At 38.8% G+C, this 13,802-nt stretch carries 19 protein-coding genes; 12 read left to right on the forward strand and 7 right to left on the reverse strand.

What is annotated here, in order from left to right; genetic code table 11:
• Positions 1-72: 72 nt before the first annotated feature.
• From QOL76_RS09180 to QOL76_RS09210, 7 genes are all read left to right on the forward strand, one after another.
• Positions 73-1,296 carry a porin gene (locus QOL76_RS09180; protein WP_283412658.1) on the forward strand — a complete coding sequence of 408 codons (1,224 nt, stop codon included), beginning with the start codon at positions 73-75 and terminating at the stop codon, positions 1,294-1,296.
• Positions 1,296-2,507: a BamA/TamA family outer membrane protein gene (locus QOL76_RS09185; protein WP_283412659.1), complete on the forward strand. Its 1,212-nt coding sequence runs from the start codon at positions 1,296-1,298 to the stop codon at positions 2,505-2,507. Before QOL76_RS09180 ends, QOL76_RS09185 begins: the two co-directional genes overlap by 1 nt.
• Before the next feature lie 127 nt (positions 2,508-2,634).
• Positions 2,635-3,105 carry a hypothetical protein gene (locus tag QOL76_RS09190; protein WP_283412660.1) on the forward strand — a complete coding sequence of 157 codons (471 nt, stop codon included), beginning with the start codon at positions 2,635-2,637 and terminating at the stop codon, positions 3,103-3,105.
• A gap of 23 nt (positions 3,106-3,128) precedes the next feature.
• Positions 3,129-3,779, forward strand: a complete 651-nt coding sequence (locus QOL76_RS09195; protein WP_283412661.1) for a DUF4136 domain-containing protein — start codon at positions 3,129-3,131, stop codon at positions 3,777-3,779.
• 2 nt (positions 3,780-3,781) lie between these two features.
• On the forward strand, positions 3,782-4,375 hold the full coding sequence (locus QOL76_RS09200; RefSeq protein WP_283412662.1) for an outer membrane beta-barrel protein: 594 nt from the start codon (positions 3,782-3,784) through the stop codon (positions 4,373-4,375).
• 208 nt (positions 4,376-4,583) lie between these two features.
• Positions 4,584-5,132 (forward strand): DUF4136 domain-containing protein, encoded by a 549-nt coding sequence (locus tag QOL76_RS09205; RefSeq protein WP_283412663.1) that lies wholly within the window; start codon positions 4,584-4,586, stop codon positions 5,130-5,132.
• Between the two features lie 19 nt (positions 5,133-5,151).
• Positions 5,152-5,790, forward strand: coding sequence for a hypothetical protein (locus QOL76_RS09210; protein WP_283412664.1), 639 nt, complete (start codon positions 5,152-5,154; stop codon positions 5,788-5,790).
• 75 nt (positions 5,791-5,865) lie between these two features.
• Here the strand turns inward: QOL76_RS09210 and QOL76_RS09215 are convergent, their stop codons facing one another.
• Together QOL76_RS09215 and QOL76_RS09220 are read right to left on the reverse strand one after the other, a co-directional pair.
• Positions 5,866-6,045, reverse strand: coding sequence for a histone H1 (locus QOL76_RS09215; RefSeq protein ID WP_091691154.1), 180 nt, complete (start codon positions 6,043-6,045; stop codon positions 5,866-5,868).
• 246 nt (positions 6,046-6,291) lie between these two features.
• Positions 6,292-7,392, reverse strand: a complete 1,101-nt coding sequence (locus tag QOL76_RS09220; RefSeq protein ID WP_283412665.1) for a Gfo/Idh/MocA family protein — start codon at positions 7,390-7,392, stop codon at positions 6,292-6,294.
• A gap of 118 nt (positions 7,393-7,510) precedes the next feature.
• On the opposite strand from QOL76_RS09220, the gene QOL76_RS09225 reads away from it, so the two are divergent.
• Entirely contained in the window at positions 7,511-7,969 is a 459-nt protein-coding gene (locus QOL76_RS09225; protein WP_283412666.1) for a GlcG/HbpS family heme-binding protein, read from the forward strand.
• Positions 7,970-8,086: 117 nt separating this feature from the next.
• Here QOL76_RS09225 and QOL76_RS09230 read toward each other — a convergent pair whose 3' ends face one another.
• The 3 genes from QOL76_RS09230 to QOL76_RS09240 form a co-directional block, all read right to left on the reverse strand.
• Entirely contained in the window at positions 8,087-8,314 is a 228-nt protein-coding gene (locus QOL76_RS09230; RefSeq protein ID WP_283412667.1) for a hypothetical protein, read from the reverse strand.
• 99 nt (positions 8,315-8,413) lie between these two features.
• Positions 8,414-8,830 (reverse strand): DUF4174 domain-containing protein, encoded by a 417-nt coding sequence (locus tag QOL76_RS09235; RefSeq protein WP_283412668.1) that lies wholly within the window; start codon positions 8,828-8,830, stop codon positions 8,414-8,416.
• A 45-nt stretch (positions 8,831-8,875) separates the two neighbouring features.
• Complete coding sequence (locus QOL76_RS09240) at positions 8,876-9,169, reverse strand: hypothetical protein (protein WP_283412669.1); 294 nt, start codon at positions 9,167-9,169, stop codon at positions 8,876-8,878.
• A 115-nt stretch (positions 9,170-9,284) separates the two neighbouring features.
• Between QOL76_RS09240 and QOL76_RS09245 the strand changes: the two genes are divergently transcribed.
• Genes QOL76_RS09245 through QOL76_RS09260 form a run of 4 tightly spaced genes read left to right on the forward strand, consistent with a single transcriptional unit; the run spans position 9,285 to position 11,739 of the window.
• Positions 9,285-9,734 carry a DM13 domain-containing protein gene (locus QOL76_RS09245; protein ID WP_283412670.1) on the forward strand — a complete coding sequence of 150 codons (450 nt, stop codon included), beginning with the start codon at positions 9,285-9,287 and terminating at the stop codon, positions 9,732-9,734.
• Between the two features lie 6 nt (positions 9,735-9,740).
• The gene (locus QOL76_RS09250) at positions 9,741-10,631 is read left to right on the forward strand and encodes a hypothetical protein (protein ID WP_283412671.1); all 891 of its coding nucleotides are present in this window, start codon (positions 9,741-9,743) and stop codon (positions 10,629-10,631) included.
• Positions 10,628-11,266, forward strand: a complete 639-nt coding sequence (locus tag QOL76_RS09255) for a Crp/Fnr family transcriptional regulator (RefSeq protein WP_283412672.1) — start codon at positions 10,628-10,630, stop codon at positions 11,264-11,266. Before QOL76_RS09250 ends, QOL76_RS09255 begins: the two co-directional genes overlap by 4 nt.
• 2 nt (positions 11,267-11,268) lie before the next feature.
• Complete coding sequence (locus tag QOL76_RS09260; RefSeq protein WP_283412673.1) at positions 11,269-11,739, forward strand: hypothetical protein; 471 nt, start codon at positions 11,269-11,271, stop codon at positions 11,737-11,739.
• Positions 11,740-11,799: 60 nt separating this feature from the next.
• Here the strand turns inward: QOL76_RS09260 and QOL76_RS09265 are convergent, their stop codons facing one another.
• On the reverse strand, positions 11,800-12,273 hold the full coding sequence (locus tag QOL76_RS09265) for a hypothetical protein (RefSeq protein WP_283412674.1): 474 nt from the start codon (positions 12,271-12,273) through the stop codon (positions 11,800-11,802).
• A gap of 79 nt (positions 12,274-12,352) precedes the next feature.
• Entirely contained in the window at positions 12,353-13,801 is a 1,449-nt protein-coding gene (locus QOL76_RS09270) for a sensor histidine kinase (RefSeq protein ID WP_283412675.1), read from the reverse strand.
• Position 13,802 lies beyond the last annotated feature (1 nt).

Here is a 13,802-nt window from a genome sequence, read left to right on the forward strand (position 1 = left end):
CAATTATTCTCGATGGTTTTTGCGTTATTTGCGCTTCAAATTACGAAGCATTTCATTTAATAATCAGTCAAAGTGCATTTCTTAACTACCACTCGAACAGTTGTATTGTGTTTACTTCTAATTATAGGATTTACACCTTCAATTGCCCAAGAATCAGATAGCATTCAAACAAAGACTGAAAAAAAGGAATCATTTCTCAATCATACCTCAAAGGGATTTATTCTTAAAAGTGAAGACGGTAATTATGAAATGCAAATCGCAGCCCGATTACAACTTAGGTTTGCACTGCCTGATGATCAGGATCCAATAACTTTCGCGGATTTCCGAAATCAGGATCAACGTGTCTTTAAGATAAATAGAGCTAGATTAAAAGTTGGTGGTCATGCTTACCAGCCTTGGATAAAATATTACTTCGAATACGAGCTATCCCAAAGCCTTCTCCTTGACTACAGGGTGATGATCGAAAAATGGCCCTGGTTAAACTTTAAAGCTGGACAATGGAAGGTGGAATTCACACGAGAAAGATTTATTAGCAGTGGAGATCAGCAATTTGTAGATCGATCACTATTGAATAGGAAGTTTACAGTAGACAGGCAACAGGGAGTAGAAGTCTATGGAAATTTAAACGGAGGAGGAATTGCGAATTTCAACTATTGGGCAGCTATTTTAACCGGACTGGGAAGAGGTGCACGTCAAAATGACGATTCCAAAATGATGTATTTCGGTAGATTTCAATGGAATTTCCTAGGCAGAGAAGTGCCTTTTTCTGGAGGTGATTTGAAAATATCTCAAAAACCAGCCGCAATTATTGCCATAGCTGCTGTGACCAATACGAGTCCTTACACTAGGTTTTCAACTTCAGGAGGAGGAAATCTTTCTGGATATGAAGGCACAAACGATGGTCAGTACACCGTGAAACAGTATCAGATAGAGTCTGCATTTATCTATAAAGGTTTCTCTTGGTCAAGTGAATTTCATCGTAAAAGTATCTACGACAACTTTGACGAAATAGAGACTAATCTTGGTGGATACTATTTAACAGCAGGTTACCTTGTTCATCAAGCGCTGAATTTCTGGCCAGAGCCTTTGGAAATAGCATTTAGGTATGCAGTAGTTAATCCAGATCTAGAGATTACAAGTAATAAACAACGAGAGGCAGCAGTAGCTTTTAACTGGTTCTTTTCTGGACATAAAAATAAATTGACCACAGAACTTACTCGATTTACTTTCCAAGATAAGGAACTTCCTCAAGACGATGAATTACGTTTCAGGCTTCAACTAGACATTTCATTCTAATGAAAAAGCTCCAGCTTATTTTTTTGTTTTGCATAGCAGGTCTTAGTGTGAATGCGCAGGAAATTGACACGATAACTTATACTCCAAATCGGATTAACAATTTCAGTATTTTGCCATTGCCTGCCGTTGCATACAATCCCGCCAATGGCTGGATGTTTGGTGTGGCAGCTTCCACTTCTTGGTTTATGGGAGATCCCATATCTACCCACCAATCAAATTTGGTTTTCAACTTTCTATACACCACTAAAAAGCAGTGGATTATTAGTTCAAAGAGTAATGTATTTCTAGCTGACGATCAGTGGAATCTGATTGGTGATTGGCGCTATTTCATCACATCACAGCCTACTTATGGCCTAGGTAGCTCCACTCCGAATGACTTTGATTTTGAACAAATCGGCCAAGAGTCAGTGATTGTTGGAGAGCAGCAGATGGATTTTACGTTGATCCGCTTTCATGAGACTATACTGCGGAGAGTAGGGTTTAGCAAATTCTACCTTGGTGTTGGGTATCATTTGGATATCCATCAAAAAATTGAAAGTTATCTAATAGGCGATGACTTGATAGACTTCAATGCTGAATTTAGTCATGACTACTACAATGAATCTATAGGAGTTCCAGTAGATCAATACACTTTATCTGGAATTTCCTTAAATGGAATCATGGAGAATCGTGATGTAGCAGTCTCTCCCTATGAGCATAATTATGCTATGATTTCCTACAAAATCAACCCGGAGTTTCTAGGGTCTGACAAATCTTCTTCTACACTCCTACTTGACTATAGACATTATTTCAACCTAAGTGAAACTCGGAAAAGACATATTATAGCTGCATGGGCGATGGGAAACTTTTTGGTATCAGGAGATCTGCCTTATATGAATTTACCGAGTATTGGCTGGGATATGTTTGGGCGAAGTGGCAGAGGTTATTCCCAAGGAAGATTCAGAGGTGAAAACATGCTGTACTCAGAAGTAGAATACCGCTTCCCACTCATGAAAAACAAAGATCTTTTTGGAGGTACTATATTCCTGAATGCGGCCTCTTTCAGTAGTAAAATGACAGGAGAGAAACTCATGGAAACCATCAATCCAGGATACGGGGTGGGGCTACGGGTAATGATCAATAAAGAAAAGCGTACCACTATAACGGCTGATTATGGATTTGGACAAAAAGGTAATTCAGGCTTTTACTTAAATATCAACGAGTCCTTTTAGCTATATTTAGGCCTTGACGCCTAATTTTAATAGTTTTTAGGATTATTCCTTCATTTTTTTTCACTCTAAAACTTAATTAAGTATAACTTTGTCTTTAAGATGTTTTCAGTTTTTAAATCCAACATTTATGAAAAAAGCACTTTTAATTTCAGGGTTCTTAATTCTCATTTCCTTCCAAACATCCTTTGCGCAAAGCGAATTGGAAGATGAGATCACTATTATTCAGTCCGCTTTTGGTATGGACAAAAAACAAATCATCGAAGGCTATATGGATTTACCAGAATCTGTAGCTCCTGGTTTTTGGACGATATATCAGGCCTATGAGGCAGAAAGAACTCTTTTAGCTAGAGAACGCATGAATATCATCAACGATTTTTTGACAGAATATGAGATTATCGGTGAGGAAGAAGCAGATAACTTAGCCAAGCGAACATTTAAAAATGACTTGGAGCTATCTAAACTTCATTCAGCATATTATAAAAAATTCAAGAAAGCTACCTCAGCATTCGATGCTGCCAAGTTTATGCAAATAGACACCTATATCCACAATACGATTAGGAATGCAATGCAACAGGAATTGCCATTCATAGATCAATAAGAAAACAAACCAAAATAAATTTTATGCTTAAAAAACTACAACTACTAGGAATAGGAGTATTAGGATGGTGCATGCTGCTGTCATGTACTCCTGATGGGGCTGAGTATATAGACGAATTGGATGTCGTCTATACCAATTACGATGTCAACCATAATTTTGCTTCTAATAATACATTTGCTGTTCCGGATAAGATTGTCAAAATCGAAGGGCAATTTATCAACGGAGCAGGTGGTAATTATGAGCCGGAATATGTTTCTCCAGGCTATACCGCTGCAATATTAGCTTCAATTAGAACTAATATGAGAAATGCGGGGTACACCGAGGTAGATAAGAGTGCAAATCCTGATTTGATTATTCTACCCTCAGTGATTCAGACAGACCAGCTTTTCTTTTACTACGATTGGTGGTATTGGAACTGGTTCTATCCAGGATGGGGTCCAGGATGGAGCTGGTACTACCCTGGGTATTACCCACCGCAAGTATCTTCTGTGCGTACTGGAACAGTATTGCTGCAGATGACCGACCCTAATAATATCTCGGAAAATGATCAGATTCCTGTTGTTTGGACATCAGTAATCAATGGTTTGCTAGAAGGAAGTACTTCTGCAATTAACAGTCGAATTAATACATCTATTGACCAAGCATTTTCTCAATCACCATACCTAGCTAAATAATCATGAAAAAGTCAATCATATTAGCAGCACTTCTGGTAATGGTAGTTGCTGGAGTTGCGCAAGCCCAATCATCCTTCTTCTCAATCAACTATTCTGTAAGTATCCCAACTGGTACCACTTCAGATTACATAGACCAGGTTTCTGGCAGAGGGATCAAGTTGGAATACCAACGATTCATTAAACCTAATTTTGCTATAGGTGGAGAAATAGGTAGTTATACTTTATACAAAAGAGAAGAAAGCAAAGTATATACTGAAGGATCAGCCTCTCTATCTGGAGTTCAATACCGCTATCAAAACAACTATCCTATTTTAGTCACAGGTACTTACTTTGCTAACAGAACTGGTGAATTCAGACCATATGCTGGTTTGGGACTTGGGACAATAGCGCATGATAGAAGAATTGATATGGGTGTTTTTTCTTCAGAGGAAACTCATTGGCAATTTGCTTTGAGACCTGAACTCGGAATATTATACAGACCAGCACAAAATGTAGGGTTCAGATTAGGAGCCAAATACTACCAATCATTTAGCAGCAGCAATTTAGATGGTCAATCTACTGTAGGGCTTGATTTTGGTATCGTTTTCATACGATAATTAACTACTGAATAGTTAAGCAATAATCCGGCAAGTAAAACAACTAGTTCTACTTGCCGATTTTTCTTCCTTTTAGATCTCTTGATGATTAAACAGTTTCTTTTGGAGGTCAAAATTCAAACTAAATTATATTAAATTAGTATTGAACTCATACCTCCTTAAATCATATTTCTTTAGTAAATTAGAGCTATATAAATTCATATTAATCATGACAAAGTCTACTTTACCACTCCTGATTCTGATAATTATGTTTATGGGTTGTACTGCTACAAATGTCACAGTTGAGCCCGGACTTTATGACGATTTTAAGCTTTCTACGTATAAGACTTATTCTTTTCTAGAAGTAGATCAAAGTGAAACTGAAGTTCCAGCTTTTTCCCAGTCTGTGGTTTATCTTAAACAGGAAATAGCAAAGCAGCTCGCTGCAAGAGGCCTTTCAGAAGATAATTCAGATCCTGAGTTGAAAATTAACCTTGGAATTGTGATCGAGAATAAAGAACAAACTCGTGAAACAAGTCTCGCCACCGATCCCTTTATGTATACAGGGCAAAGAAACTATACATGGCAAAGCGAAGAAATTGTGGTAAATAACTACAAAGAGGGCACTCTTTCAATTCATTTAGTAGATGCTAAGACAAATGAAGCTGCCTGGGTAGGAGTAGTTTCCAAAATCATCCCATCAAAACAGGAAAAGAAACAAGAGGCCATCGAAGATGCAGTGCAAGAAGTATTTGAGTCAATAGACAGTAATAACTAATTAAAACAACTATCAAATAATGAGGAAATTAAATTCATTCATCGCCTTAGTGCTAATAGGGACACTGGCCGCATGCTCACCTAGCACAAAAATCACAGGTTCATGGAAAGCTCCTGAAGCAAAAGCAGGAGGATATAGCAACATTTTTGTTACTGCGTTGACAGACAAACTAGTTGCCAGACAAACCATAGAAAATGATATAGATGCAATTCTAGAAGAGGATGGTATAACTGCCAACAGTAGCTTTGACATCATCCCTCCAGGCTTCAAAGCTACCCCTGAAAACAAAGAGAAAGTAGTCTCTGCAATTCAAGCTGCTGGGCACGACGCAATTCTTACTGTTGCGCTTTTGGATCAAACATCTGAAACGAGATATGTACCAGGAACTACCATGTACTCGCCTATGGGCTATGGTGGATACTATGGTAGATTTTATGGATACTACTCCTACTACAATCCAGTAATGTACGATCCAGGATACTATGCAACAGACAAAAATTATTACTTAGAGATAAATCTGTATGATGCACAAACAGAAGCTTTGGTTTGGTCAGCACAATCTGAAACTACCAACCCTTCCACGATTGAATCATTCTCGAAAACTTTTGCCCAATCTGTAGAATATCAATTGATCAAGGACGGAATTATTGCAAAATAATTTTAAAAATAAATTCATGAAAAAGCCCCGAGAGAAAATTCTCTCGGGGCTTTTTTTCGTTTGTCGCTAAACTGCTTATTTAGCTGCGTTTTTCATCGCTGTTACTTCAGCTCTGATTTCTTGCGCAAGATTTTTAAGTGCCTGCATTCCAGTTCTTACTCTAGTACCGGCAGCCTTGTTGCCATTTTCGTAGAATTTCGCAAAGTCTGCTTCTAAAGAATCGACCAAATCTTTCACTTCTTGGTGTTTGCTCATAATCGTTTTATTGGTTGGTTATAAAATGTAATTAGACACAATAAACATCATTTATAGTGCCATTAGAAGTGTTTGAGCGTTTATTTTTAATTTTTAGTGCAGAAAAATGGCGTTTGCATTAAAACCTTCATTTTATTCAATTTTCGGCAATATTATATGCAAAAAATTAACTAAAATATCTTGGTTAAAAATTAACAAATTACCTCTAAATGAACTGAAAATTCCCCAAGATGTATTTTCAGGGACTTAAATCATCACTTTTTCGCCTGTTTCAGCAGACTCTAGAATAGCCTGAACAATTCGAATATCTCTTAATCCCTCTTCTCCCGGAACAGACTGAGGCTTGCCATCCATTATTGTCTGTGCATCATTGTCCATTTGGTAAACTTGTTCCATTGGTTGCTGAAAAGGAAAATTTATTTCACCTAATGGACTCTTACCTTTATTACCTGCATAGGCAGAAAAAGGCTGCATTTCTATCATTCCCTTTTCGCATTTGATATTCAGAAAATTCATATTGCCACCGAATGAGGTTTTGATAGTGCCTATTACACCACCTGGAAACTCCAATTCTGCCTCAACAATTTCGCCCAAACCATCTTTATAAATTTCCGGCCGCTCAGTCCAGACTTTAGCAGAGTTCACTGCAACTGGCTCCATACCTGATCCAAGTCTTGCTCCTTGAATAGAATAAACTCCCATATCATAAATCACCCCTCCACCCATTTCACGCTTTTGCTTCCAGTGATCTGTACGGTTTTCGCGATATCCAGCGGAACAATCTAGGCCTAAAACCTTACCCAGACTTTGTTCCTTTACTATTTTTTGAAATGCCTGCGTATTAGGTTCATGTTGACAGCGATAGCCAATTGATAAGGAGACATTGGCCTTCTTACAAGCGTCTATCATTGCCTGACACTCTTCGACTGTAACAGCCATTGGTTTTTCACACCATACATGTTTGCCTGCTTTAGCTGCTCTTATCACATATTCCATATGCATAGATGGTGGCAACACAATGTAAATCACATCTATAGCTGGATTTGCAGCAATAGAATCAAAATTCTCATAGTTATAGATATTCTCCTTGGGTATTTTATATTTCTCCTTCCAAATAGCTGCCTTTGATGGAGTACCAGTGACTATGCCAGCGAGATAGCATTTTTCAGTTTTTTCTAGAGCTGGAGCCAATAAGTCAGTACTGTAGTAGCCAAGTCCAACCAAAGCTACGCCGAGCTTATCCTTTCTTGATATAGTAGAAGACAATACACTAAAAGGAGATAACAAACTTACTCCTGCACCTAAGGCAAGAGATTTCAAAGTGTTTCTTCTTGAGGTTAAATTCATAATATTGGGTTTAAGGTTTGAATGTTAATACACTTATCAAGTTAATGCTTTCATTTATACCTCCAAAAAAATATTAAATTCAGACTTAGTATTAATTCCACCATAATCCAACCCACCTATGAAAAAGTTAATTATTCTAGTTCTTTTATTCTTCCCATTGTATATCCATGCTCAGACCAACTTACAGCCTTATTTAACGCTTGAGGATGCAACAAGAATTTCAGATGCTGCAGAAGCAAAATCCAAAGCTGAAGGCTGGAACATGGTGATCGTGGTCCTCGATGCAGGAGGCCATATGATCTCCTTACGCAAAATGGATGGAGTACAAATAGGAAGCATTGATGTTGCCCTAGGTAAAGCCAAAACTGCTGTCTATTTCAAACGTCCTACAAAAGTTTTTGAAGATGCAATGAAGACTGAAGGAGGAGGTAGAATAGCCACTCTCCCAAATGCAGTAGCTATTGAAGGAGGCCTTCCAATAGTTAAAGACGGTATAGTCGTTGGAGCAATCGGAATATCAGGTGCCAGCTCAGCTCAAGATGGAATTGCCGCGGCAGCTGGGTTAGCTGCCTATTGAATTACGTCCTTTAAAACCCAAAAGCCTCAGGATAAAATATTTAATTGAACCTGAGGCTTTTGGCTTTAATAATAAAATCACCCTTCATTTGAAAGTGTAGATGTGGGAAAAGACTCGTTAATCGCTCACATTGGAAGTATAGGATCTCTCTTTTGGAATACAGCAAGATTCACATAAACCTACCTTCTCTTTGATAACCAATGCTTTCCTCAAGGCTTCTTTGCCTGAATTGTATGGTCCAAGGTAGTCCCGGTCATAGGCACTCGGAATATGCTCACACTCTCGATCGTGCACTTCATGTATGCCATTGTCGTTTGGATTGGAAGAAAGGTAAAAGAATTTCATAGATATAGGAATAAGATTTACGTAACTCAAATTTACCACCTGAGATAAAGCAAAAAAATACCCTATGTAGGGTATTTTTCAGGTAAAAACTGAAATATTTTACTTGAAAAAAGTAGAATCACCAATTAATTCTGACTTCCTCATCGGCATTTGATCAATCAATTGAAAAATACGGTTTAAAGAAAAATCATCTCTCTTACCAGAAGCTTTTATACCTCCATCTAATCCTATTAAAACCCATTCGGGATTTTGGCTGTTACGAGACAGCACCTTGAGAAATCCAGCGGGATCAACTACATCCTGTTCCGTATTTTTGATGTATTCACCGTGTTCAAACTCAACGAATAAAAGCTTTCTCTGATCTATATTTTCACCCTTTCCTTCCAGAATCGGATCGAGTTTCATGTTCTCAAAATTTGTGATCACGATTCGCTTTTCCCACCTGTATTCTTCAATAGTCTTGACAGCGTTGGTCACCATAAAAAAAAGATACACTAGTAAAACCAAGGATTTCATGTGTATGTAACATTCACGAATCCATTTGGTTATACTTTTTCAGCACTATTTCAAAAAGCGACTGAGCAGGTCCGCCCATTCTTCATCTAAAGTGAGATTTGGCTTACTTTCTCCAGCTCTTCTGTACCAGTAATCAGCATTCCATTGATCGCCCTCCTTTCTGTGCAAATAAGCATGGATTCTCGCGGCATCTTGTCCACCTAGACTATCTACCTCATCGTGAGCTTTCTCCCAGTTCCCATTTCCATCATACCAAAGTGACTTCAGGATAGGATTATACTCGTTTATCTTATCATTTGATTCTAAAAAATCGGAAATCTGCTTATCGTCAAGTTTCATAGTTATGCTGTTTTTCTCTCCAAAGAAAAGAACCTTAGGTATAAATTGTTTATTCTTCCGTGACTTTTTTGTGATATCCTGAGAGCAATTTTGAATAAATCAAAACCTCATAATCATGAAAAAAGTATTTATCCTATTTTATGTAGCCTTTTTAGGCTTAGTCTCATGTGCAGACGACACGGATCCAGTCACTATAGATCCAACCACACCAACAGGCACTCTGAATGTAACTCGAAGCGGCACATTCATAGATCAAAACGGAGCTGGATCAATGGGAACTGCCGGGTTAGGGCTGGACACAGAGGGCAAGGAGTTTTTACAGTTTGGCTCTAACTTCAATACTGCACTAGCCACTGGTACGGTGACTGTTTACTTGTCCACTTCTGCGACTTTTATGGCAGACCCAGGCAACGGAAATCCTGACTTATTGGTTGTTGGTCCAGTAAGAATGGCTGGGGAAAATTTCTTCGCTATTCCATCCGGAGTAAGCACCGCCAAATACACCCACGTTTTATTGTGGTGTGGATCGGTAGGGATTCCTTTCGGAAATGCTCCACTTCAATAACAAAACATGGAATTCCAACGCTCACTTACCTCTAAACTCAAGGCAGTTGTCCTTGGGTTTATGTGTTTAATTTCTTTGGATATAACTGCGCAAAGTGGGTGGACCAAAGAAAAAACAGAAGGATTTTACCAACTCAGTTTTCAATCGCTGAAATCAAAGGATTACTATTCTCTTGAAGGAGAACTGCTGAAAACGAATCAATTTTCACAGCAATCATTGGTTTTCTATGGGGAGTATGGAGTCACTGACAAATTCACGATTATAGCCAATTGGCCTTTACAAACCTGGAACGCTTTTGAAACTACTGAGACAGTAAGCGGCATCGGTGACTTACGGTTGGAGTTCAAGCACGCGCTTCTCAAAAAGTATTTCCCCTTGAGTATTTCCGTGGCCCCTGAACTTCCAATAGGAAGGGCAAATCATTTTGCCAAAAGTAAGGTCAATGACTTTGAACAAATCAATCTCCCATCTGGAGATGGAGAATTCAATGTTTGGACAACATTGGCCACTTCTTTTGCACTTCCGTCCATTCCTTTCTATGGGAATCTCTTCAGCTCCTATAATTTCCGAACTCAGTACGAAGGCGTTTCCTTTTCTGACCAATTTGCCATTGGTGCGGAGATAGGCTATCACATTGCGGACATTGTTTGGGTAAATGCCCGATTAAATGGACTCAAATCTGTGAACGAAGTGGAAGTAGCAACGGACTTTGTCCGAGGTGACGGGACCGAATATACTGGCTATAGCTTTGGGGCAAGTATGCCCGTTTACAAAAACATTCATATGAGTTTGAACTACAGAAACTACAACGATTGGATTTTCGAGCGAAAAAACATCTACTCCTCAGGAGTTTTCGGCTTGGGAGTCTATTACGAACATAAACCACAGAAAAAATGAATACTAGTCTAATACAACCCTCGAGAGAGTCAATCCAGGTTACTTTCCCTGTTTTCAAAAGTTACTCCAAAGGACAAAGCATCTATAAGCAAGATCAGCACTCAGAAGGGTTTTATCTTATAAAAAAAGGAATCGTTAAGCTGCAAAAAACGCTTCCAAATGGCCTTCAAACCATCTTGAAAATAGTAGGAGAAGGCGAAATTATCGGTGAAGGCGAAGTTGACTCAACCTTTCCAAGACAAAATTTGAGCTATGCGATAGCAATCCAAGATGGCACCCTGATCCAAAAAGTGGGCAGCTTTGCTAATTTATCCTTCCACGAACAAAGAAGTTTAAACCAAAAACTAATTGATAGAGCTTTAGAATCAGCTCAAAGACACGAACGCCTTATTTCGTGTGATGCTGAGCAGCGAATCAGAGCTGTACTAAAAGAACTTGCGGTGAAATTAGGAAAGAAATATGGGGACGAAACCCTTCTGAAAATCAACCTAACCCATGAGGATTTTGCCTTACTTTCTGACTCCAGTAGGCAAACTGTAACCAAAACCTTGTCTAATCTGAAGCAAAAGGGGATTATCAACTACAGCAGAAATAGAATTCTCTTCCGTGACTTAGCCAACTTTAAACTCTCGTAATCATGAAACTATCTATCACTTACTCACTTGTATTCTCAATACTTCTTTTTTCCAGTGCATGTAATAACTCAAAAGACTCTGATCCCATCATCCCTGATGACACTAGCGGTATTCCCGGATCAGTGAAAGTAACAGGAGAAGTAGAAATCCTTAAAACAGGAACATTCACCTCTCAAAGTGGCTCCAACACCAAGGGAATGATAGATTTGGTCACCGACGAAAGCGGTTCATACTTTATCAAACTTGGCAGTGACTTTACTTCAAGTTTTCATACCGGAACTGTCACCGTCTATCTTTCTTCATCAAAAGACTTAACACTTTCAGAAAAGGAAAGCTTCCAATTAGTAGCTGTCGTGAATGAACCTGGAGAACACTATTTCAAACTAGCCAACTTTCCAGATTCAAAGTTTTCACACGGAATCCTATGGTGTGGTGCAGCGGCTATTCCATTTGGCTTTGCTGAGCTTAAGTAGGCAAACTTCTACCGTAAAAAGTTACAGCCCAACTAAATAATCTCCTTTTGAAATGCATTATTAAAGTTTGTCATATAGAACATCATAGCAAAGATCAGCGGGGCAACCCTGATAGACAGACAATACCTGGTTATTTTCCAATAATTTGTAAGACATCTTTCGGGACATTGGAGTACCATAGCGTACAAGTTCTTCTTTGGGAATGTATTCGAGATTCCCTGATTCAGATTCGCTTCTGAAGGTAGTGTAATCGGAAAACTCTATAAATCCATCTTTGGTGGCATACTCACTGGTTGCTAAAAACAAATATCCTTCTTCACCACTTTGTAGATTTCTTTTTAGATATCCTTCTTCTAAAGTAGCGTCGCTTTTCATCACATAGTATAAAACTAGAACGCTGGTGCTGTCATCAGGGTCAGGAAAGCTATTTTCCCATCTCCCTGTCAGTTCATCTGTTTCCTTCTCAAGATCTTCAACACATCCATTCATCAATAGGAAAACACCAAAAAGACAGAGTATACAGATACTTTTCATCACAGCAGAATTATAACAGTTTGGTATTCAAAAAATTGAAACTTTTATTCCTGAATACCAACTCAATTACCAAAAAAAACTAAGTTGGAAGTTCAAATATAAATTCTGTATACGTATTGGAATCTGATTGGATGTAAATATCTGATCCATGGACTTCCAGGATTCTCTTTACTATGGCCAAGCCAAGTCCTGAGCCTTCTACTCCTTCCCGCTCCTTGTCAATCATATAATAGCGATCAAAAATCGCTTCCAAATCTGCCTGAGGAATTCCTCCACCTGAGTTTTTGATTTTCACCTGTACTGCTCCAGCTACAGAATTTGCTTCAATACTGATCTCTCCATCATTGGGAGTGTATTTTACTGCATTATCAAGCAAATTTTGGATCACACGATCAAGTAAGTAAAGATCAGCTTTCACCATGGGCAACGAAGAGGAAATGCTTGTGTCGATTGAAATGTTTTTTGACTTAGCCAAAAGCTCATACTTCAAACTACTGTCCTGAAGCAACTCCTGAATATTCAGGTTCTCTTTCTTCACCTGCATTTGTCCCGATTCCAACTTGGACAAATCAAAAAGATCTGCAACCAATTTGGTGAGCTTATCCGTACTGTTTCCGATGATTTTCAGGTAGCTCTCCCTTTCTTCCTGGGAAAGGGACTCTCCTTTCATCTGCAAGGTTTCTATATAGCCATTTATAATCGCGAGAGGATTGCGGAGGTCATGAGACACATTGGCAATCAACTCCCTACGTAAAGAATCTACATTTTTGAGTTCCTCTATATTATGGAGAATCCGATCAGCCATGTGATTAAAAGTCTCACCCAACACAGAAAATTCTGAGTTAGCCTTATAATCTGGCACTCTTGCGTTCAAATCTCCATCCTTAAATCGCTCCACAGTTTTAACTATGGTGCGCAAATGCCTAGTTAGCCATGCGATCAGGACTAAGCCAATCAGCAATGCCACCACTAGTGTGATCAGAATAGAATTGAAGGTCAGCTGCATCCAATAGCTCCCTAATACGCCAGAAGAGATGGTTTCATATTTTTCACTAGCCAAAATAATGTACACGTAGCCGAGTAACTTCTCATCATCGTACACAGCAGTGGCCGAAAAGACCGATTGTTCACCTGGATTTCTTGGGTCATCCCCCATCACAAAATCATCACCTTTGGCGGCGATAAATTCTTTAACTGGAGCTAAATCGACTCGTTTTAACTTGACTAGCTGATCCAAAACAACGTAGGAAATAATTTCTCCAGTTGGGTCCAGCAGATATACTTCAATCCCTGGGTTGACAGCCATCATGGAATGCATAATTGTACCTAGGGCGGCTTCATTCACTTCTCCATCTACAAAAGGATTGACCTCCTCAATCATGTATTCCGCGACTGTGGCATTAAGACGCTGGGTAGTTTCCTGAAAATAGCGCTGAGCGGTCGTAGCAGTGATAAAAACATATGAACAACCAACAATCAGTAATACCAGAATGAAGATGAGAGAAATTCTCAGAAATAGACTTTTCATA

This window comes from Algoriphagus winogradskyi (assembly GCF_900182815.1).
GTDB classification, from domain to species: Bacteria; Bacteroidota; Bacteroidia; order Cytophagales; family Cyclobacteriaceae; genus Algoriphagus; species Algoriphagus winogradskyi.